A 22,250-nucleotide genomic window follows, 5' to 3' on the forward strand; every position below is an offset into this window, starting at 1 on the left:
GCCCTCCGTTCATACAATGGGTGTGGGAGGAGGTGAAGCTCATGAATATCGATATCGGAAGCGGCAACTGCAAGCATCCGGGCTTTTTCGGCATCGACCGCAAGCCGTCCTCCGAGACAGATTTGGTCTGGAATCTGAACGACCCGCTTCCGCTGCCGGACGATTCGGTCGAATTCGTTATGGCCAGCCGCTGCCTGCCCTACGTCAACGACCTGTTCGCGGTCATGAAAGAGCTGCACCGCGTCTGCGTCCATAAGGCGGTCGTCTGCGTGCTGGCCCCGTATGCCCACAGCTTCGTGCACATGTCGAACCCGCTTTTCAAGCAAAAATTCGACGAGCATACGCCACGCTACTTGACCCCGCATTTTTTCCAGCCTTCCCACGGTCCGCTCTGTCCCGTAAACGCCCAATACCCCGAAGAGCCGCCGGCGTTCGATTTCCGCTTGCTGCGCATGGAGCTGTTCTACGACCCCGCCTACGCTCCGCCGCTCTACGAACGGGAGGAGCTGGAGGTTCTGCGACGCGTACAGCCCAATGTCGTGCGGGAGATTATGTACCATTTCGTTGCCGTCAAGGAGCCGGTCGGTTTTGAGGAACTGGAGCGGATGAGCCGTCAGCGATATCCGGAGCCCGCCGCCGTCGTCGGGTTGCGCAAGGCATTAGCCGATTAGTTTCTCCGCAGCCATTTTTTTCGCAGCAAGACAAACAATATTTTGTCAAAGCTTCGTATACTGGGTAATGGCAAATTTTACCCGAACGCGACGTTTCGGCTGCCGCATTTTCCAACAAGGTGGTGAGACGAATTCCTCTCATCGTTCGTGCTACGTTCAATGCAACCGGAGCCGTCACGTTCACCGGCAATACCTTGGGCTTAAGCCGCTCGGACACGGCCGGGGTGCCGGGAACCCAGGACAGCATCGGCGCGTTTGTCACGACCAATACGGCTTCCGCATACGGAACTTACCCCAGTGGTACGACCAGCTTGTACACCTCCAACAGCTCCTCCGCGATCTTAAACCTGCCCGTGGGCAGCACAGTGCTGTATGCCGAGCTGATCTGGGGCGGCACCTATATAAACGGTACCGTCAATTTGAGCGCCGCCATTAACAATCCGGTCGCCTTCACGACGCCGGCCGGGAGCTCAAGCGTAACGCCCGATTCCGCTACGGCCAACCAGGTCGACCTGGGTAACGGCGCCTCCGCCTACGTGCGCTCGGCCAACGTAACCTCGCTCGTTCAGGCCGGCATGGGGGGCACGTATACGGCCGCGGGCGTGGTGGGCACGATCGTCATTCCCGGCGATTCGACAGCCAACCATGCAGGCTGGACGTTGGGCGTCATCTACCAAAACCCAGCGCTGCCGTTCCGCAACATGTCGATCCGCGCCGGGGCGGTTTTGGTACAGGCGACCTCATCCGCCGTCAATACGACGCTGACCGGCTTCGCCACGCCGATATCCGGCACGCTAGGCGGCCGGGCGCTGTTCAGCGCCCAGGAAGGCGACGCGAACCGGACGGGGGATCAGGCGCTGTTCGGACCGACTGCCTCGTCCCTGGTCGCTTTGTCCGGACCGAACAACTTCGCTAACAACTTTTTTGCCTCGCAGATCAATAACGACGCCGGACAGCTCGATACGACCGGAACGTTCGGCAACCGCAACCAGACGAACGGAGCGCCAGGCACGAACATCATCGGAGGCCGGCAGGGCTGGGACATCACGAATGTCGATATTTCCGCCAGATTGACGAACAACCAATCGTCGGCCGTACTCAGTCTGACCACCTCGGGAGACGCCTACGTCGTGAACGGCAATGCGATTCAGGTCGATATTAACGCTCCGAAAATCAGTGTGGTCAAAAGCGCCAACGCAAGCGGAGTCGTGCTCGGCGATACGATCACCTACACCGTGACCGTCAGCAACAGCGGCACCGCCAATGCGGCCAGCATCGTCGTGTCCGACGCGCTGCCGACCGGTCTGACCTTTGTCTCCGGAAGCGTCGCCGTAGCCGGCGCAGCCAAGCCGACCTTCGACATTACCGCAGGAGCCTCGCTAGGCTCGCTCAATCTGGGAAGCTCCATCACGCTTACATATCGCGCAACGGTTACCTCCGTCCCTTCGCCGCAGCAGGTCACCAATGTGGCCAACGCCGCCTTCACGTTCCAAAGCGTGGCGGGAGGCAGCATCATTTCCGGCGTCATTCCTTCGAACGGCGTCACGCTTCCGGTGTACGCTCCATTGCTCAGCATTGTCAAAAGCGCCAGCACGGCTAACGCCACCGTCGGCAATCTGGTGACGTACACGCTGCTCGTCGGCAACTCCGGCAATATCGCGGCTCTGACGACGATAACGGACAACATTCCGACCGGCAGTTCATTTGTTACGGGCAGCTTTCGGGTGAACGGAGTCGTCGTCGCGAATGCGAATCCCGCTGCCGGAGTTCCCATCGGCTCGGTCGCTGCCGGCGCCACCTCTACGGTGACGTTCCAGGTTCGCGTCGATACGTTGCCCTCTCCGCCGCAACTCGTCGATCAGGCGTCGGCCGCCTATACGTTCCAGCCGCCGGACGGCCGCACCGTATCGGGCTCCGCCGTCTCCAACACAGTCAGGCTGCCGGTCAGCCTGCCCGCCATCACCGTTGTGAAAAGCGCATCGTTGGCCGAAGCCGCCGTCGGGGAAACGCTCACGTACACGGCCGTCGTCACCAACAACGGCACAGAAGCGGTCAGCAGCGTCGTCTTGTCCGACACGCTGCCTTCCGGGGCTGCATTCGTCAGCGGCTCCGTGACGGTGGCAGGGCAATCCCGGCCGACCGCTATCCCCGGCAGCGGGATTTCGATCGGCACGATTGCCGCAGGCAGCTCCGTATCGGTTGCGTTTCAGGCCCTGATCGGTTCCTTGCCATCGTCGCCACAGCTGATCAATCAGGCATCGGTATCGTACAGCTCCGGCACGTTTACCGGCGTTTCGTTATCCAATACGGTGTCGACCAGCGTGTATCAGGCGGTTATCGAAATCGTCAAAAGCGCGGACCGGACCAGTGCGACGGTCGGCAGCACGATTACCTATACCCTTGTTGTCCGCAGCACTGGCAACATCGCCGCGCAGCCGGCCATTACGGACAATATCCCTGCCGGATCGTCCTTCGTGCCCGGCAGCGTCACCGTCAACGGAGCCGTCCAGCCCGCAGCATCGCCGGTGACGGGCATACCGCTCGGCTCCTTGGCCCCCGGCGCGAGCGCGACGGTGACATTTCAGACGGTGCTGAACTCCCTCCCGTCGCCGCCGTTTCTGTTGGATCAAGGGACGGCGGCTTATACGTATCAGCTTCCCGGAGGTCGCGCGTTAAGCGGCTCCAGTCAGTCCAATACGCTGTCGATTCCGGCTTCCTCTCCGAATGTCTCCTTGATCAAAGGCGCAGATCGGACAGCCGCGACCGTCAACGATATCGTAACCTACACGCTCGTGGCTACAAATAACGGCGTCGATCCGGTTACGAGCGTCAACGTGGCCGATCCCATCCCGTCCGGAGCCTCGTTCGTAACCGGAAGCGTTACGATCAGGGGGGCGCCCGTTCCTTCGGCTACCCCCGATGCGGGCATTCCGGTCGGCACGATCGGCCCGCAAGCTTCGGTGACGATACAGTTCCAGATTCGGGTTACCGCGTTGCCGGCATCGGCTCAGCTTAGCAACCGAGCCAGCGCCGCTTATCAATCCGGCACTTTCAACGGCTCTGCTTTATCCAATACGGTCGTCACCCCGGTCTATGTGCCGGCCGTCTCGCTCGTCAAAAGCGCCAGCGTGGCGAACGCCACCGTCGGAGACACGTTCAACTATACGATCATCGTAACGAACTCCGGCAATATCGACGCCGATGTCACCGTCACCGACCCGATTCCGCCGGGAGCATCCTTTAATGCCAACAGCGTCCTTATAGGCGGAACTCCGACTCCCGGCGTCAGTCCGTCGACAGGCATTCCGGTCGGCACTGTGTCGCCCGGCGCGTCCGTTGCCGTCAGCTTCGTCGTGACGATCAACACGCTGCCGGCGTCCCAACGGCTGGTTAATGCCGCAACCGCCTCGTACGGCTACCGGCTGCCGGACGGACGTACCTTTACCGGCACCGCAGCCTCCGACGCCGTTACCGTTAACGTCTCGGCGCCCAACGTCAGCGTCGTCAAGACAGCCAGCCCCGCATCGGCGGTAACCGGCGATACGGTAACCTATACCGTAACCGTAAAGAACAACGGCATCGGAAACGTCAATAACGTTGTCGTCAGTGACATTTTGTCGAGCAATGTGTCCTTCATAACCGGAAGCGTGCAGGTGAACGGCTCTTCCAGGCCGAACTCCGATCCGTCCGCCGGCATCCCAATCGGTACCCTGCCCCCGGGGGGCATGGCTGCCGTGACATTCGAGGTGAGCGTTACGATGCCGATTCCTTCATCAATCACGAACCAATCAACCGTCAGCTTTACGTCCGGTACGTTCTCCAGCTCTTCGTCCTCCAATACGACGACGACGCCGGTCATTCAGCCGCAGATCAATCTGGTCAAAAGCGCCTCTACCAGCAACGCCACGCTCGGGGACGCCATCATCTACACCGTCGTCGTCAGCAACACCGGCAATCTGGCCGGGGACGTCACGCTGTTCGACACGATTCCCGCAGGCACACTATTTTCGCCGAACAGCGTCAATGTAGGCGGCTCTCCCCTTGCGGGCGCATCGCCGACAACCGGTATCCATGTCGGCCCGGTCGCACCCGGTGCCAGCGTAACGGTCACTTTCGAGGTCGTCGTCGTGTCGCTGCCTTCGCCGCCCCAGCTCAGCAATCAGGCATCGGCCACCTATACGTTTACGCCGCCGGACGGACGGCCGCTCTCCGGCACAGCCGTGTCCAATACCGTGACCTTCCCCGTGTCGGCTCCGAATGTATCGGTCAGTAAATCCACTCTTTCCACCGCCGTATCGGTGGGAGACACCGTTACGTATTCGACAGTCATCGGCAATGCCGGTATCGAGCCCATCAACAATGTATTGTTCATCGACCCCGTGCCGCAAGGAGCGTCGTTCGTCCCGGGCACGGTGACCATTAACGGCATTGCGGCACCATCCGCTGTGCCCGCATCCGGGATCGCGATCGGCACCATTGCTCCCTCCGGCACAGTGACCGTCGCGTTCAATGTGGCCGTCAATTCTGTTCCCGCTTCGGCCATTCTGAACAACCAGGCATCCGTCAGCTTCACGTCAGGCGCCTTCTCCGGCACCACGTATTCCAATGCGGTGCAAACGCCCGTCTATCAGCCTTCGCTTGCCGTAGCCAAGACTGCCAGCTCCGGCAACGCAACCGTCGGCGACACGATCAGCTACACGCTGACCATAACGAATTCGGGCAACTATCCGGCCGATGCGACGTTGACCGACCCTCTGCCGGGCGGAACGGTGCTGGTTCCGAACAGCGTCATGGTGAACAACTTCCCGCAACCCGGAGCTGATCCTTCGACAGGCATACATGTCGGAACGATCGGGGCTGGAGCTTCGGCTACGGTGATGTTCTCGGTCGTCATCAACACGGTGCCGACGCCTCAGCAGTTGAGCAACCAAGGTACGGCTGCCTATACGTTCACGCTGCCGGACGGACGCACAAAAACCGGTTCCGCCGCTTCCAATACGGTCGTCATCCCGGTATCCGCGCCGAATGTCAACGTGGTCAAAAGCTCGCCGTCCACTGCAGCGACGGTAGGCGATACGATTACTTATACGACCGCCGTTACCAATAGCGGTATCGAGAGTATCAATAACGTCGTCTTCAACGATGCACTGCCTGCCGGCGTCACTTTCGTGGCAGGATCGGTTTCAGTCGACGGGACGCTGCGGCCTACGGCCAACCCGGCCAGCGGGGTATCGCTCGGCTCGATCTCCCCCGGATCCACAGTTAATGTATCGTTCAACGTGAGGGTAACGACCTTCCCTCCGGCTCCAAGCATTCTCAACAACCAGTCGACTGTAAGCTTCACGTCCGGCAGTTTCTCCGGCGTCGCTATTTCCAATATGGTGGCCATCCCTGTCTACCAGCCGATACTGTCAGCCGTCAAAAGCTCCAATGCGGCCAACGCCACCGTCGGGGATACGATCGTCTACACCGTCGTCCTGACCAACAGCGGCAATTACGGGGCCAACGTCACGTTGACGGATACAATTCCGGACGGCACGACGCTGGTGCCAAACAGCGTGCTGATCAACGGCTTCCCGGCGGCAGGCGCCGATCCCGCTACGGGGATCCCGATAGGCACCGTCACCGGTACGACGACGGTGGCATTCTCGGTCGTCATCAATACGCTTCCTGCGAATCAGCAGATCGTCAATCAGGCGTCGGCCGCCTATACGTTCACGCTGCCCGACGGACGTACGCTCAATGGCTCCGTAGTGTCCAATATCGTAACGATCCCCGTCTCCTCGCCGAACATTGCGGTGATCAAATCGACCGCGACGCAAGTCGTCGCCGTCGGAGAAACGGTGACTTATAGTATTAATATAACGAATAACGGCTTGACGACCCTTACGAACGTACTGTTCAGCGACCCGATTCCGGACGGCTCGACATTCAATGCCGGAAGCGTGACGGTTGGCGTCGTGCCAAGACCGTCGGCGAACCCGGCTAACGGAATTCCGATCGGCACGCTCGCTCCGGGAGAATCGGTTACAGTGACATTCAGCGTTACCGTCACTTCGCTGCCAAGCACTGGCCAACTAAGCAACCGTTCCCAGGTCAGCTTCACGTCGGGCGCCTTCTCGAGCGCATCCTTCTCCAACACCCTCGTGACACCGGTCTACCAGCCGATTATCGGTGTCGTTAAAAGCGCCAATACGGCCAATGCGACAGTCGGAGATACGATCATATATGCGCTTAATGTGACTAATACCGGCAACTGGGCGGCCGACGTCATCCTGTTCGACAACATTCCGACCGGCGCCGTCTTCGTGCCGAACAGCGTTATCGTCAACGGCACGCCTCAGCCCGGCACCGACCCGGCGAGCGGCATCGATATCGGGATCGTACAGCCGGGAATTACGGTCAACGTCAAGGTGACGCTGCAGGTGACGGTCGATGCGCTGCCGTCGCCGCAGCAGCTCGTCAATCAGGCGACCGCCAACTTTACGTACACGTTGTCCGACGGCTTCGTCCGCTCCGGCAGCGTACAATCCAATTCGTTGGTCATTCCGGTGTCCGCTCCGAACGTTTCGGTCGTAAAGAGCACCAATGCGGTGGATGCGGTCGTAGGCGATATCATCACGTATACGATCGTGGTGACGAATAGCGGCATCGAAACGGTCAATAGCGTCGTGCTCGTCGATCCCGTTCCGGCAGGCACCCGTTTTGTCGCGGGAAGCGTAACGGTCGACGGCTCGTCGAGGCCGTCTGCCAATCCGAACAACGGCATTCCGATCGGCTCGATTGCAGCGGGCGGCTTCTCGTCCGTAACGTTCCAGGTCCAGGTCGTTGCGATATGACCCATGCTTCCCGTTCGGACCCGCTGCTGCGCAACCAGTCGCTCGTGACGTTCCAATTCGCCGGAACGGAACAGGTGGCTTACTCCAACACGGTGTCGACACCGCTCGTCGGTCCGAAGCTTTCGCTGTGCAAGAGCGCAGGGACGGAATGCGCCGCCCTGGGGCAGACGATCGGGTACCGTCTGGAATTGGAGAACACAGGAAATAAATCGGCCGAGGTCACCCTCTACGACATCCTTCCCGAAGGCGTATCGTTCATTGCCAACAGTCTGCTTCGCGACGGGGTTCCGCTACCCGGCGCGAAGCCCTCGGCAGGCGTGTCTATGGGACGGATAGAGGCCGGCTCCTCCGCCTGCATCCAATTTCAAGCGATTGTTACCGCTCTTCCACAGGACTTGAAGCTGGTCAATCAGGCTTATGGAGACTATACGTTCCATACCCAGGACGGCCGGAGCATATCGGGGTCGGTCCGCTCCAATGTCCTGATCTTGCGGGCGGAGGGGATAGCCGCTGCGGCCAGCCTGAAAGCAAGCACGACGCAAACGTTCGTCGGTGATGTCGTCCGTTACGAGACAACGGTCGTCAATCAAGGAAATGTGCCGTTCCGGGATACGGTCGTTCTGGCTCCCGTCCCCGACGGGGGGTTGTTCGTGCCCGGCAGCGTCACCATCGGGGACATTCATGCGCCCGCGTCCGACCCTGTCGCCGGGATCATCCTCGGAGCGCTGGCCCCCGGAGCGTCCGTCCGCGTCGCTTTCCGGGTACGCATCGAGAAGGTGCCTGCGGCAAACCCGCTTATTAGCCGGGCATACGTCAAGTATGTCGCCTACGGTCACCCCGGAGAGACGGAGACGAACACAGTGGCCGTTATGGTCGTGCAGGCGGCTGTTGCGGTGTCCAAAAGCGTCGACAAGCGGCTGGCGACACGGGGAGAGCCGCTGCGCTACGAGGTCACCGTGGACAACGAAAGCGCCTTCGCGATCGATGGGGTGCTCGTCGACAGCTTCCCGGACAATGCTCTGTTCGTCTGGGACAGCGTCACCCTGAACGACGTTCCGCTCAAGGGCGTCCTTCCAGCGGACGGAATCAGGCTAGGCTCCGTAAAGGCGCACTCCCGCGCCGTGGCGGCCTTCCAGGCAACCGTGCCGATTTCCGCCTTCGACCGCTCCTCTCCCGTTGTCAACGAATCGAGCCTGAACTTCACGTTCAGACTCGGGGACGGCCGTCTCATTCAAGAGACGCTACCGTCCAACGCCGTCCGTACCGAGCTCGTTCTGCCGGTTTTCGACGTGCATGTGACGGTAATGCCGCCGGTTGTGGAAGCCGGTGATATGATGGAATACACCGTCAAATTGACGAATCGGGGCAACTGGCCAGCGGACGTGCTGCTGACCGGACTTACGGCGGACGGAGCTTTTTTGATGAAAGATACGCTGCGCGTGAATGGTGGCGATGCCGGATCGCGATTGACCGCCGAAGGGCTGCCGCTCGGAGCGGTTGCTCCCCGGCAGTCAGTGCGGATCGACTACGCCGCTGCGACAAGCCCGCTATGGGAATTGCCGACGATTGGGGGATACGTGGGGGCTCGCTATCGGTTTGAAGTAGAAGGACGCTTTCATGACGATGAGGTTCGCTCCAACGGCTATACCGTGGCGATCGAAGATCCTTACGAATAACGGTCATGGTGCTCTGACTTCGCTAAAGTTTATACTTTTCCAGCAAGGGCACTCCGACGCCGTTCAACAACTTCTCGAGCAGCTTCCACCCTGCACGGCGGCCGGGAGGGAGGTGGCGGTCGTACACCGCGCTGTACTCGATCTCCGCGACGGCTCCGCGATTGCGCTTGAACTGGGCGGCTCCGGAGCTTTCGTGCAGCAGCAGCCCTCTCTCCCCGGCAATGCCGACGAGCGCGGCGGACAGCATGCGGTAAAGCCCCGCCTGCTGAGGCAAGGACGTGTCGTATCCGAACACCGGCGTCGTCATCACGTCCCCGCGGCTATAAAAACCGAGCACCGCATCGAGCCGGCCGCTCTCCCGATGACGGATCGCATACAGCTCCAGCAGGTTCTCCCGGTGGACCAGCTCCAGAAACGGAGCGCCAAACTGCGGGTTGAACCGCGAGTATTTATCCAAGTACAGCATCCGGTACAACTCGGCCAGCCGGGGCATGTCGGCGGCGGTCAGCCGGTCCGGCCCGACCGTTTCGTACCCGTGCTTGTCGATCAGTCCCGCATCGCGCTTCAGCAGCCAGCGGGCTTTGGCGTTCGGGACAAGCTCCCCCTTCTGCCGAAGCAAGTACACTTGGCGGCTCGGCACAAGCCGGAAGCCGCAGCGCTTCAGATGGTCCATCAGCGCGCCGTTCGTCGTCCGGCACAGCGAGCGGAAGATGACGGTATGGTTCGGAAACCGCTCCAGCAGCAGCCGTACGGCCGCATCGATCTCCTCCCCCGTCAGCTCCGGATACAGGTTCGTGGACAGCAGCCAGTTGTTGATGTGAACGGCCCGGTTGAACCGGCAAGCCTTGAGCAGCAGACCGAGCCCATGCAGCAGACCGCCCAGGGCGGCTCGGGCCGCAGCCGATTCGAGCAAATACAGCTCCTGCCGGGCATAGCTGACATAATGCGTATAGGGAGAGCATACGTAGGAGTTGCCGTATTCCGCATCGTTGACCGTTACCGGCATGACGGCATTTCCGAGAGCCAGCGCGTACAGCGACGTGCGGATGTTCGGAACGAATGTCTCCGTGGGCCCGGCTTGCAGCGCGAGCAGAAACCGTCTGGCATAATCCCCGTCCTTATGCGACGGCCAGCGGATTTGTCCGAACGCATCGCTAGAAAACAAGACCGGTGTCGGGGTCAAAGCGGAATCTCCTTTCCACCCTCCGCAGCTTTCTGCTGCCCGGGACGAACGTATAGTCGGTAAACTCCATTGACGGCGTCCGGCAGCCCATTGTTCCGCAAAGCTCCCCGATCGTTTCTGCTACGCGTCGGCAGGCTTCCGCCCGCAAAGCCTCGGAGACGCGCAGCCGGACGTTCAGCCGGTCCGGAGCGTGAAGCACGAGCTGGTACTCCTCGATGTCGGGGGAAGCGGCCATCACGGCTCTGGCCAAATAGTCGGGAAACACGGGCACCCAACCGCTGCCGTCGAGCGCCGGCAAATAATACAGGTCGTCGCATCGGCCTTCGATCGCTTCGAGCGCCATAAACGGGGAACCGCACGGACAGATCCCTTCCAACTCGGTCAGCAAATCGTTAAGCCGGTAGCGGACGATCGGCTGTGTTGTTCTGGAAAAATCGGTAATAATCGGCACAAACTTGCGTCGCTCGCGGTCGACGTAATCCTTCTGCACGCACACGACATCCTCGTTGAGATGCAGCGTGCCGTGCCGGCAAGTCGCTCCCAGAAAGCCCTCCGTGCACTGGTACACCTGATGGAGCGGTTGGCCGAATACCTCCTCGACGACACCCCGGTCAAGCGGATCGAGCGTCTCGGCGACGGATACGACGCGTTCGGGACGGATTGCCAGCTTTCCTTCCTTTTGCTTCTCCGCCAGAAGGCGCAGCATCGAGGGAGGCGCCACGAGCAGCGTCGGCTGTTGCTTGCCAAGCCGGGCCAATTGCAGCGCCAGAGGGTCCATCAGATCGTAGAACGCGAACTGCAGACTCCCGCCCCCGACCGTGCCGTACAAGTTGCTGTCCGCCCGCAGGAAGAAGGCGATCCGGTGCCCGTCGGAGAGCGGCCCGGGCAGCACCTTGGCCAGCACCGTTCCCGCCCACGTCCGGCGCTCCCGTCGGCCTACGAGAAACAACCCCCGGTTGCCCGACGTGCCTGACGATAAGCCTATGGTGACTCCGTCTATCATGGGGGTGAAGTCCCGCGTTCGCTCCGCCTGAAGCGCCAGAGCGAACGCCTCTTCCTTGCGGATGCCGACCGTATTCAGCCGGTCGAACTTCTCCATCATGACGCTTTTATCGATAATGGGAAACTCCCGCCATTCGGCTGAAGGCCGGTCGCCCCAAAGCTCGCGGTAAAAAGCGGATTCCCGGCGCACTCTTCGCACATGCTCCCGCACCCGGGCCTCCTGCCACCGTTCGAGCTCCTCTCTCCCGCTCCATCGCCGCTTCCGGCGTGCCATTCCGTAATGGTACAGCACTGAAATACGGTCCGCGATATTCATAGGGGCTCCCCCCCTTCAACCCATTGACGCCAAACGTCCGGACAATGGGAGGCCGCTATGCGCAGCTGTGGCAAGCTCCGTTGAAGCCGGACAAGCCGGGCGAAGCTATCCGCATATTGGCGGCGGCTCGGCATAACCAGACCCGCCAGCGGATGCGGCGCACGGTTCTCGCGGATCGCCCGGCCCGACCAGGCGGCGTCGGCGCATAGCAAATAGTCGTGGCGCTCGGTCGACAGCAGCAGCCCGATCTGGCCGTCGGCATGTCCGGGCAGCCGGACGGCCAGCACGCTGCCGTCCCCTAGCACATCGTACGCGCCGTAGAACGGGTATTCATCCGGCAGTTCTACCCGCCGGTCGGCCGCAATCGGCCGCGAGCGCTCTTCGAATCCGGCCGGAAGCAAGCCCGGCAGGAACGCCCGGCGAAGAGCCGCCAACCCGCGCAGATGCTTCACGGCTTCGTAAGCTTCCTTCATATAGATAAACGCCGCCTGCGGGAAATCGTGCAGACCGGCAATGTGATCGGCATGAAAATGCGTAATGATGACGGCGTTTACCCGCTCCGGGGAAATACCGCAAGCCTCGAGCTGACGCAACGCGCTATCCGACTCGCGGAAAAACACGGGCGTGATCGCCCGATACACCCTTGCGGGAAGCCGTTCCGTTTCGTCGAGAAAACGCTGGGCATAACCGGTGTCCACCAGCATCGTGCCGAACTTCGGATGCTCGATGCAGGCAAACAGCGCCGGAATGCGGCAGGAGCGCCATGAACCGCCGCGAATCGTTACCCATTCCGGATGGGTGCAGTAGCCGGCCGCGAACAGCCGCAGCTTGACTTTGAGGGACGGCCGCAGGATGTCTGGCATGTTGTCGTCTTGCCTTGCGTTGTGCATATCCCGTTAGTTGCCCCTCCTTTGCAATCTTGTCTTCTATTCCCCGGAACTATTCTCCCGTCCTCTAGGCGGACGTCGTATCCTCCATTCGCCTCTGTTCATCTTTCCCGCGCGGATACACTGCTGCCTTGCCGCCAGTCGGCGTACACCTGCATGCCCGCCTCGACGCCGACCGTCGGGCTGTATCCGAGCTCGCGGCGGGCCGCCCCGATATCCAGCGTCTGGCTCCGTCCGAGCATCCCGGCCATCGCCCGGGTCAGCATCGGTTCCTTGCGAAGCAGATGGGCCGACATCTCCATGAGCCAGGCCGCCGCATAAGCCGCGGTATACGGCAGCGGCTTGTACCGCACCGGAATGCCGAGCAGGCGAAACAGCATGTCCACCGCCTCGCGAAAGGGCAGCGGCTCGCCGTTCGTCACATGATAAATGCGGCCGCAAACCGCTTCCGGAGCCGACTGGCACAGCAGCAGCGCCTGTACGGCGTTATCGACAAAGGTCAAGTCGATCAGCGCCCGGCCACCGTCGATCAGCGGAATGCCGCGTGTCATGTTCGCTGCCAGAAGCTTGGGCAGAATGGAAGCATCCCCGGGACCGAACAGCGCGCGGGGCCGAACGATCACCGCAGGCAGCCCTTCCGAGCAAGCCGCCAGCACCGCCCGCTCGGCAAGCCGCTTCGTCTCTGCGTAAGGGCTCGCCTGCTTGGCGGGCAGCGGGTCCGTCTCGCGGACGTTCAGCCTTTCGGCTCCCCCGAAGCAGACGCTCGGCGTGGAGACGTGGATGAGCCGGGCCGCGCCATGGCGGCGGCAGCCTGCGAGAACATGCTCCGTCCCCAGGACGTTATGCGCATGAAAGTCGGCATAGGCCCCCCAGGAAGAGGAAAGAGCCCCGCAGTGGAACACCGCGTCCTGACCGGCGCAAGCGGCTAGGACGCGGTCCCCGTCGCGCAAATCGGCTTGTTCGAAACGGATGTCCCGGCGCCGCAGCTCCTTGCCCTTCTGCGGATTTCGGCCCAGCGCAGTCACGTCCCAGCCCCGGTCGCGCAGCGACAATGCAAGCCGCCCACCCAAAAATCCGGTGCCGCCGGTAACCAGCGCCTTCATCGCGTCCCTCCGTTCCATTCGATGTCGCACGTCGACGCCTCCAGCAGCGTCCGGCCGCTGCGGGCGGCGATGCGGCGCAGCTCGTTGAGCAGCAGGAGCTGCTCCCAGAATGGCCGCGGGTCGTCTCGCCTGTAGACGGCATCGTTTGCCGTGGCGAACTTCCTCAGCCAAGCTCCCAAACCGCCCGCCGTAGCGCTCCCCTTCCGGCTTGCCGCAAGCATCGGCAAAGCGAGCATGCGGCGCGCGCCGGGATGCGGTTCGGCAATCGTATCCCCGAGCGATTGCGGATCGAGCAGAGCGGCGGCGAGGCCGTCCTGCGAACCGAACAAATGAATTCCGCTGGTCGCCCTCGGATTGCATTCGATCGGATACAGCTCACCGCCGGCCGTTTCGATAAAATCGAAGGCAAGCTGCCCGGTAAACTTCTCCAGGGCGGCAAACCGCTCCACCCAATGCTTCAAGGCCGGATGGTTCAAGGATTCGAAGTAGACGCACGCTCCGCTGGGGAGCGAATACTCGACGGCGTAAGCGGCATAGGCCGTCAGCTTGCCTTCGTGCACGATGCTGTACGTGCACAATCCGCGGCCGGCGATATATTGCTGCGCCACCCAAGGGTACCGGTCTTCGTCCAAGACCGGCAGCCCGGTGTGGGTGCGCTCCGTACGCTGTCCAGGCGGCCCGCCCGCTTTCCGTGCCCGGCCGGCGGCAGAAGGCCGGCCGACGAAGCGCACCTTGGAGCCGGAGCGAGAAAATTCAGGCTTCAACACGCATCCTTCCGGCCAGAGATCCGCGGCTTTTTCGGCCCCGGAGCCGGAGGCGGTCCATAGATGCGTCAGCTGTCTCCATTCCGAAGGAGAGGCTAACAGACGGGTTCGCGGCACCGGGAATCCCAGCTCTTCGACCCGCCGGATGAACGCATGCTTGCTGTGCAGCCGGACCAGCTGCTCGATCGGTGCGGCCAAAACGCGGCATACTTGGCTCAACCTCGGCAAGCCGGAAGCCACATAAAACAGTTCCTCGCAGGTCGGGATCAGCCAATCGATCTGTTCCCGCCTGACGATCCGCTCCAAAGCGGCGACAAAGCCTTCGGCATCCGCAGCCGGGCTCGGTACCGCATGGCTGCGCGTCACGGCTTTGGAAACGCGGCATAGGTGATAGTGCAAGCTTTCCGCCACGTGCACCTCGCAGCCGGCTGCCGCCAGCAGGCGAGCCAGCTCCAAAGCCACTGGCGCGCGGCCGCCGGTCAGCAGCACCTTCAGCCCGACCGTACGGCCGGCTAGCGGCAGCGCCGACCCTTCGGCCGCCTCAATAATCAAGCACGACGCCTCCCAACGTTAACCCGGCCGACGTGCCAAGCAGTAGAACCCGGTCTCCGCGGCGAATCCGCTCCAGGCGGATCGCTTCGTGAATCCCCATCGGAATCGATGCGGCGATCGTGTTTCCGTGCTCCTCCGTAATGCAGAGCATACGCTCGTCGGGAATTCCCAGCTTGCGGGCGAGCAGCCTCATTGCCATCACGCTCCCCTGGTGCGGGATAACCAGCCGAATCTCGTCGAGGCCGCAGCCCGCTCCGGCCAGCAGCCTGCTCAGAAATGGCGGCAATTTTTGGGAAGCCATCCGGTACAGTGCATCCCCCTGCATATCGAACAAATAATGGTCCCTGGACTCGGCGGTGTAAGCCGAGGCGTGCCGGGCGCTGCCTCCTCCGCGAATTTCCGACATATGGGCGCCGGCGCTGAATGTCTCCATGCCGGCGTAGACGATTTGCGACAGTTCCTTCTCTCCGGAAGGGCCGATGATAACGGCGGCGGCTCCATCGCCGAACAAGGCCGCGCTCTCTTTTTGGCCCCAATTGAGCCCCTTGGAGGCCACCTCGGTGGACACCAGCAGCACGTGGCGGTAGCGCCCCGCGTGCACCAGATAGGACATGACATCGAGACCGGCGATGAAGCTCAGGCAGGTCGAGTTGACGTCGAAAGCCGGCACACCGGAGTGCTGCTGGCCCATCGCTTCCTGAATAAGTACGGCCGTGCATGGGATCGGCTGCTCCATGGTACCGCTCGCGCAGACGAGGCAATCGATATCGGCGAATTCGAGTCCAGCTGCCTCCAGCGCGGCATAGGCGGCTTTGGCACCCATCTCCGAAGCGGTTTCATCCTCTATAAAATAGCGTTGGACAACGTTCGTCTTCCGGCGGACCCAGCCTTCCGGAACGCCGAGTACCGCGTCCATCTCCACATCCGAAACACAGCGTTTAGGCATATATTTGCCGGTGCCGATTATTTTCACTTTGCGGTTTTGCATTCCGCACCTCCGCTTTCTATGGCCCGCTCCGCCGTTTGCGGTCTTCCGCTCATTTCGGCTCGTCCGAGCTGCAGGAAGCTTCATAGGCGTTCAGGATCGAAGCCAGCAGACCGGGAAACCGCCCCTCCACATCATCGATGCGGAGCGACAAAAAACGCTGCGTCCCTTGGACGCGGACGCGAACGACCCCCGCTTCCCGCAACGTGCGCGAATGGTGCGATAATGTGGACTTGACGACAGGCACCGTAATGTCCCCGCACGTCCGCTCCCCGGCTTTATACAGCTCGGCCACGATAGACAGTCGGATCGGGTCGCTCAACGCATACAGAACGGAAGACAAGTGGATATCGTCGCGGTCCGGGTGATATAACAGCTTCACGCTGCGCCCTCCTTTACCCGCTATATCGTTCTACTTCTATAGCGGTTATGACAGCATCGTACCATAGGACAGGATAGATTTCTATTTCAAAAGAGGTTCTGGGCGAGCCTGGAGAGCTTGCACGGACCGTTCTGCTTCAAGCTCGCGAGCCGGGCCATGCAACAAAGCGCCCGGCGGACATTCGCCGCGGGCGCTTCGTTACGAGCCGCTCGCGCGGCGCTTTTACAGTTCGATATCGACTACGATGCTGTCCAGCCGTCCGACCTCGCGGATGTAGGCGGCCACCGCCTGGTGCTGCGGGTTCGGTCCATACGCCTCCAGAGCGGCGCGGTTCTCGAAACGAGCCGAAAGCACAACCTGGTACCCTTGGTTTTTGTCGGAGAAGTTGAGGCCGGCTTGCAGATCGACGACTCCGTTCAGGTGAGCGCGCAGTGCCTTGTAACGCGATACGACTTCGGCCAACTGCTCCGGGGTCGTCGATTCGGCGAATTTGACTAGTACGATATGATCGATCATGACGGAATCCTCTTTTCTGTGCGGAAGATATATTTCACTATATCATCTGACGACCCGGAAGCCAACCCGCACGCCCTCCGCAAGCAGGGCAATCGCATGATTCGAAAAACGGCGGCAAATCGAGACTGCGAACGACCCATATTATTCCTTCAATCGCGCTTGTGATCGGTTGACCGTTCGATTAAAGCGGTGGAACCCGCTTTCAAAGTCACTCAGTTGGACACCAGGGGGTGGGTTTCCGTCAGGAGCTTAGGGGGAGACTCGCGTCCGCCTGCCGAGGCTTCCCGTGAAGCGCCTCCGGCTTAATCGCCTCGGCCTTGTCCGGGACAGGGACAGGGGCAAGCTGTTCCGCCCGGGTGCTTCCTCCGCTCGCTCCGCCGCTTACGACAGCCGGCTCGTTCTCTCCTCTGGTCGGAGGGGCCAATACGGGCCGCTTGTCCGTGCTGGAGCCGTTCGCGTCCGGCTGCGAGCCGTTTGTCGACCCGGCCTTCCGCTCTCCTTGCGCTGCCGCTTGGTCCGTTCCGGTCTTTTGCTCTTGTCCGGCCTGCGGCCCGTCGGAGCCGCTCTTCCCGATGCCCGTCGCAGGCGTCCCGCCCGTTTCGGCATTGCCGGAGTCGGCTGTTTCTCCCGATTGATCTGCGGCTTTATCCGCCGGAGGCGTTTGCACGCTGCCGGAAGTTTGCCCGGCGTTCGTATTCGCCGGCTCCTTCGCCGCATTGACGTTGCCATTGGCATCCGTCGAGGTCGAGGGAGTGCCGTTGCACGCGGCCAAACCGAGCGCAAGGGTCAGGCTGGCCAAAGTAACAAGTCGTTTTCTCATATCGTATCTGCTCCTTATCCGGTTTCCTCCATCCTAACAGGGCGATGTTGCCAAACCGTATCCGACTTGTAAACAAGTTGTAAAGCTTTCCGCTGCAGGTGGAGCCAAGGACGGCAAGGAATGGCAAAAAGCCCCGGACCGCCGCACATGCGGAGATCCGGAAGCTTCCTTGCAAATGGCATCGCGGCGTTCAGCGCGCGGCGGCGGGTATGGCGACACGCGCGCCGGCGGCAACTTCGTTCGCCGGAAACGTCCGAAACAGCCATAAGTCGGGCGTATCGCGTACGGGCGGCACAGTCAGTTCGAAGGAGTCCGCGGGAAAGCCTTCAGCCCGAATGTACAGCCGGTTGCCGTCCACCCGCAGCAAGTCGGGATCGATAAACCGATGGCCGTCCCGGTCCAAGATTCCGAAGCGGCTGGCCAGCGACCGGCAGCTCTCCGGATCGATCCGTTTCGTAAACGATACCATCAGCTCCCGCTCCCCGCTTCGGATGCCGCGGAACGGAAACGGCGGCATCTCGTACATCGTCCCGCCGATATGGAACTCGTACGCCGTCCAGGAGGCATAGCCGAGCCGCTTCGCGGTACGATGAAAACCGCTCAGCCATTCCCTGCCCTTAATCATCGTCTTCGACGAGCCTATATCCGCCTGAACCGCCAGCGGCAGACTGGCATGCTCGCCGCGAATATGGCGCACGAACGGCTCGTAACGGCGCACGTAATCGGACGGCAGCGAAGGCTTCGTCCAGTCCGGCCAATGGGTTTGCAGCACGTGCATATCCGGCTTCACCCGGGCGATCATCGACGGGGCGTCCAGCCCCTGCATTTCACGCAGCAGCCCGATCGATTCCGATCCGTCGTCCACGGCCAGCGACCAGGTGGCGACGGCGATATCCGGCTCTACGGCCCGCGCCCCTCCAGTTCCGTTAATAACCCGGTCGACAAATTCGTTGACCGCCTCCACCCGGAGCTGTACCCACTTCTCGTAGACGTCTTTGTTTTTCTTATAATACTGCGGCGAGCGCGGATGGACGAAGTCCGGCATATCGCTGCCACACCGTCTGCGGAAGGCATCGCGGGCGTACGGCCCCACATCCCCATACACGCCCCGGCGAATTCCGTCCCACTCGGGAAAATACGGCTCGGCAATCTCAATGCCGTCGAACGGGTAACGGGACAGCATATCGCCGATGGCTTTCGTTTTCCATTGCACATAAGGCTCGCAAAAATAGGAGAACCGTTCATAGCCGTCGTCGCACGGCTTCAGCAGCCCCATCCGCCAATCGGTCCAGCCCTCCGGGTAATTTTCGGTGGAAAAGGTGCCGTTGCCGAGCGCCATCGCCCAGACGAACATTCCCCTGTCGCGAAACGCCCGCAGCAGCTCGCCGTTTATATTCATCTCGTTGACGACGAAATAATGCACGATGGCGTAGCCGGCTGCGGCGATTTCCTCCGCGACGCTCTCCGGCGACCGGTTTTTGTAATAAGGAAACAGCGGATCGACCTGTATGCTCGGCCCGTAAAGGCCCCGTCTCGCCTTGCCGCCGCTGTTTGTCGTCTCCACGGCGCGTCACCTGCCCCGTCTATTTGAATTCGATCATGAAAGGGGTCCGATCCGGCGCGGGCTATATGCAAGGCAAAACTTCCAGCTCGCTTCGCGGCGCGTCCAGCAGCTTCTTCCCGTCCCGGCTCCACATCTGATTGACGGCTCACCCACCCATCAATACCGTTGTATTCGCCGAAAGTCGATCGTATGCCAGCAACGTCCCCCAGGGCCGATATCGTCTTCGACTACATCCCGTCCGAGCAGCCCGATGTAGCGACAGCTGCCGCAGTAAACGCAAGAACAAGCTTCCATGCCTGAAACCTGCTTCTCATCCCGGCTGCCTCCTCTCCGGCTGCAGACAAGGCAGCGTAACCGTCACCCGCGTCTCCCCGTTCGCGCTCACAATTCCGATCGTTCCCCCATGCTCGTCGGCGATCGATTTGCAGATACTCAAGCCCAGCCCCCGACTGCCGCGCACACGGATATCGGACGGCTCGGCCTGCGGGGAATGCTCGAATACCGTTCCCAGCATATCCGTCGACATCGGCTCGCCTTCGTTCGCCACCGACATGCGCAGATGACTGCCAGCAATACGGGCGGTAACGATAATCTCCGAATGGGGGTATCCATAGTTGATCGCATTGTCGATGAGATTGATCAACAGCTGGCGCAGCCGATGGGCGCTGCCCTTGACAAGCAGAGAGGTTTCGATGCGACAGCGGATTTTTTTCTTGTAACGGGCCGCCTTGAACGTCATGCCTTCGCACACGTCGCGCAGCACCGGCGACAGATCTAGGGGATCGAACGATTCGCGATCGCCCCCTTCCCCGGATTGCTCGAGCAGCTTGACGACCATGTCGTGCAGCCGGCGGCTTTCCTCCTCGATATGGGTCATGCCCTTCTCGAAAAAAACCTCGTCGTCCCGCCCGTTCCGCCGGATCATTTGAGCATAGCCGAGAATGGACGTTATTGGTGTCTTCAACTCGTGGGTTACATTGTCGTAAAAGCGTTTACGGTGCCGGTTCAGCTCGGCCAGCCGGTCGCGGTCCTGCTCCATCTGTTCGATCTGTCCACGGATTTTGCCGTTCATCCGGTTGAAATTATCGGCCAGCTTGCCCAACTCGTCCTTCCGCCGGAACGATACGCGAACGTCGAGATTGCCGTTCGTCACCGCCGTGGACGCCTCCGTCAGCTTCTCGATCGGGACCGAGATGTTGCGGGACAGCCAATACGAGAATAGAAAAGCCGCTCCCAAAATCGACATAGCCGCCATATTGATCACGTCCTTCAGCCGCTTGCCCTGCTCGTACAAATACGAGAAATCTTTGACGAACCGCAAAATGCCGACCGTGTTGCCGTCCACGACGACCGGATAAGCATAGTAGGCGAGTGCGGCGCGGTCCGAATATGAGAGGGTGTAGGCGGTTTCACCGTCCAGGGCGCGCTTTAGATCGTCTTTGCCGGCAGCTTCGAACTTTTTGCGGTCGGATGCCTCCAGCAGCTCCCCCGCAAGCGTATAGGCGGCAATGTCGCTGGCCGTGACCCGCTGCAGCTCGTCGACCAGTTGGGGCGCCATTTCCCGGTAATACGTTTCGTCCTGGCTGAAGTGATGGATCATAAACGTCTGTTTGACGTAAACGCCGGCGTTCTCATTCAGGCTCAGCAAATCTGCGGCTATCGTCCGTTCGTTGCTCGTATCGATAAAATGGCCGGTAAACGTGTTCAGCAGCAAAAGCGATAGGGAGAAAACAAGCAGGAGGCCGATAAAAAATTGCATGCGAATCGTCAGACGCATCGCCTCACTTCACCTGCTTCTCGATTTTATACAATCCCGCGGATCCGGAAAGCGCCGTCGTGGTCTCGAAGCTTTCCTTCTCCAGCGAGTAAGCGAGCAGATCGGCAATCGCCGTCTCGTCTTCTATAATAAGCACTTTGCTTTTTCCCATCCGAGTCCCTCCTCCGCGCTACCAAGATCGTATCACAAAGAACCGGGCTATGCGATACGCCCGGCTCCTCGTCTCGGCCCGAAGCCGCTACATCCCGCTGTTTAAATTGTGCAAAAACAAAGTGGCGTTCAAGTACCTGCGCGCCAGTGACTGAAAATAAGAGGTTTGCACCGAAACCATCGCGACAAAGACGGTATTGCCGACCGCCTCCTTCTGATCGCGGTTCAAGGCTTGCAGTGTATTGGCAAATTGGCCGGATATTTCCTTGAGCATATGCTCGAGCATATGGTCGTGATTGCGCCGCCCCGTCTCGTGCCCGGACAGGTCGAGCACCTGGTCGTTATTCTCGTCAAGCTCCTCGAAGAGGGTCGAATACGCCGAATAGAGCTGCAGCGGGCCGATCAGATCGTCCGAATCGTCGTGAGCATTGTTGAAGACGAGCGTCAGCAGCTTGCGGATCGATTCGAAATCGAGCGTAGCTTTCAGGTCATCGATGATGAATAGCACCGCGGTCTGGTCGATCGAATATTTTTTGCCGTTGCGCGGCGAGCCGATCAGCTCCTTGAAATCGCGCTTCACCCAATTCTGCATCGACGTCACCGAATATTGACTGTATTCAATCTGATTGCCGAGAGCGACAATATCCGTCAGAGAAAACCCTTCCCCGGTCTGCTTCATCTTGATGATTTTCTCGAATATCGGCGGGAGCGACGTGGAGACGAAGGCGCCCAGCGTCTTTCCGTGCTCCATATCGGTCTTGTGCGATTTGGCCCAAGCTTCCTGTAGGACGGCGACCGGAGATTTGCCGGTCAGCCCTTTGAGCGACATCAGCAAGCCGGCCATCTGCTTGCGCGTCAAGTAGAACGTCTCCATCGTCCTTCCCCTTCCACTACAAGTTCATATGAACTTATGATAAGACTTCGTATCATGATTGTCAAAGGACGCAATAATAAAAGAATGCACCCCTTACACCTTTTACCTGAAACGGATTTCGCCGTTTTTCCGCCAAAACGGACCGATTCGGGCTTTGCAATTCCATATTAGATTGCATAATATAAGTTC

Annotated in this window: 16 protein-coding genes; 3 read left to right on the plus strand and 13 right to left on the minus strand. The window is 60.6% G+C overall.

Annotated elements, in window-relative coordinates:
• Window positions 1-41 precede the first annotated feature (41 nt).
• From ABD796_RS16280 to ABD796_RS16290, 3 genes are all read left to right on the plus strand, one after another.
• Window positions 42-671 (plus strand): class I SAM-dependent methyltransferase, encoded by a 630-nt coding sequence (locus ABD796_RS16280; RefSeq protein ID WP_344909261.1) that lies wholly within the window; start codon window positions 42-44, stop codon window positions 669-671.
• Window positions 672-793: 122 nt separating this feature from the next.
• Window positions 794-7,510, plus strand: a complete 6,717-nt coding sequence (locus ABD796_RS16285) for a DUF7507 domain-containing protein (protein ID WP_344909264.1) — start codon at window positions 794-796, stop codon at window positions 7,508-7,510.
• Window positions 7,507-9,186, plus strand: a complete 1,680-nt coding sequence (locus ABD796_RS16290) for a DUF11 domain-containing protein (RefSeq protein WP_344909266.1) — start codon at window positions 7,507-7,509, stop codon at window positions 9,184-9,186. The genes ABD796_RS16285 and ABD796_RS16290 overlap by 4 nt, the downstream gene beginning before the upstream one ends.
• A gap of 22 nt (window positions 9,187-9,208) precedes the next feature.
• Here the strand turns inward: ABD796_RS16290 and ABD796_RS16295 are convergent, their stop codons facing one another.
• The 13 genes from ABD796_RS16295 to ABD796_RS16355 all read right to left on the minus strand — a co-directional run bounded on the left by ABD796_RS16295 (window position 9,209) and on the right by ABD796_RS16355 (window position 22,061).
• On the minus strand, window positions 9,209-10,369 hold the full coding sequence (locus ABD796_RS16295; protein WP_344909268.1) for a GNAT family N-acetyltransferase: 1,161 nt from the start codon (window positions 10,367-10,369) through the stop codon (window positions 9,209-9,211).
• Window positions 10,341-11,687: a F390 synthetase-related protein gene (locus ABD796_RS16300; RefSeq protein ID WP_344909270.1), complete on the minus strand. Its 1,347-nt coding sequence runs from the start codon at window positions 11,685-11,687 to the stop codon at window positions 10,341-10,343. The genes ABD796_RS16295 and ABD796_RS16300 overlap by 29 nt, the downstream gene beginning before the upstream one ends.
• The gene (locus tag ABD796_RS16305) at window positions 11,684-12,577 is read right to left on the minus strand and encodes an MBL fold metallo-hydrolase (RefSeq protein WP_344909272.1); all 894 of its coding nucleotides are present in this window, start codon (window positions 12,575-12,577) and stop codon (window positions 11,684-11,686) included. The genes ABD796_RS16300 and ABD796_RS16305 overlap by 4 nt, the downstream gene beginning before the upstream one ends.
• A 98-nt stretch (window positions 12,578-12,675) precedes the next feature.
• A complete protein-coding gene (locus ABD796_RS16310; RefSeq protein ID WP_344909274.1) occupies window positions 12,676-13,707 on the minus strand; it encodes an NAD-dependent epimerase/dehydratase family protein in 1,032 nt (343 codons plus the stop codon).
• Window positions 13,674-14,993, minus strand: a complete 1,320-nt coding sequence (locus ABD796_RS16315; protein ID WP_344909277.1) for an ATP-grasp domain-containing protein — start codon at window positions 14,991-14,993, stop codon at window positions 13,674-13,676. Before ABD796_RS16315 ends, ABD796_RS16310 begins: the two co-directional genes overlap by 34 nt.
• The gene (locus ABD796_RS16320) at window positions 14,983-15,981 is read right to left on the minus strand and encodes a beta-ketoacyl-ACP synthase III (RefSeq protein ID WP_344909279.1); all 999 of its coding nucleotides are present in this window, start codon (window positions 15,979-15,981) and stop codon (window positions 14,983-14,985) included. Before ABD796_RS16320 ends, ABD796_RS16315 begins: the two co-directional genes overlap by 11 nt.
• A gap of 49 nt (window positions 15,982-16,030) precedes the next feature.
• Entirely contained in the window at window positions 16,031-16,360 is a 330-nt protein-coding gene (locus ABD796_RS16325; RefSeq protein ID WP_344909281.1) for an ArsR/SmtB family transcription factor, read from the minus strand.
• Window positions 16,361-16,582: 222 nt separating this feature from the next.
• Entirely contained in the window at window positions 16,583-16,876 is a 294-nt protein-coding gene (locus ABD796_RS16330; protein ID WP_344909282.1) for a Dabb family protein, read from the minus strand.
• Between the two features lie 241 nt (window positions 16,877-17,117).
• On the minus strand, window positions 17,118-17,696 hold the full coding sequence (locus ABD796_RS16335; RefSeq protein WP_344909284.1) for a hypothetical protein: 579 nt from the start codon (window positions 17,694-17,696) through the stop codon (window positions 17,118-17,120).
• Window positions 17,697-17,886: 190 nt separating this feature from the next.
• Window positions 17,887-19,260, minus strand: a complete 1,374-nt coding sequence (locus ABD796_RS16340) for an N-acyl-D-glucosamine 2-epimerase (protein WP_344909286.1) — start codon at window positions 19,258-19,260, stop codon at window positions 17,887-17,889.
• Window positions 19,261-19,570: 310 nt separating this feature from the next.
• Window positions 19,571-21,037: a sensor histidine kinase gene (locus ABD796_RS16345; protein WP_344909288.1), complete on the minus strand. Its 1,467-nt coding sequence runs from the start codon at window positions 21,035-21,037 to the stop codon at window positions 19,571-19,573.
• A 4-nt stretch (window positions 21,038-21,041) separates the two neighbouring features.
• Entirely contained in the window at window positions 21,042-21,188 is a 147-nt protein-coding gene (locus ABD796_RS16350; RefSeq protein ID WP_344909290.1) for a response regulator, read from the minus strand.
• Window positions 21,189-21,275: 87 nt separating this feature from the next.
• Window positions 21,276-22,061: a DUF1836 domain-containing protein gene (locus ABD796_RS16355; protein ID WP_344909292.1), complete on the minus strand. Its 786-nt coding sequence runs from the start codon at window positions 22,059-22,061 to the stop codon at window positions 21,276-21,278.
• Window positions 22,062-22,250 lie beyond the last annotated feature (189 nt).

The sequence above is a fragment of the Paenibacillus hodogayensis genome (genome assembly GCF_039536325.1).
Lineage (GTDB): Bacteria > Bacillota > Bacilli > Paenibacillales > NBRC-103111 > Paenibacillus_AB > Paenibacillus_AB hodogayensis.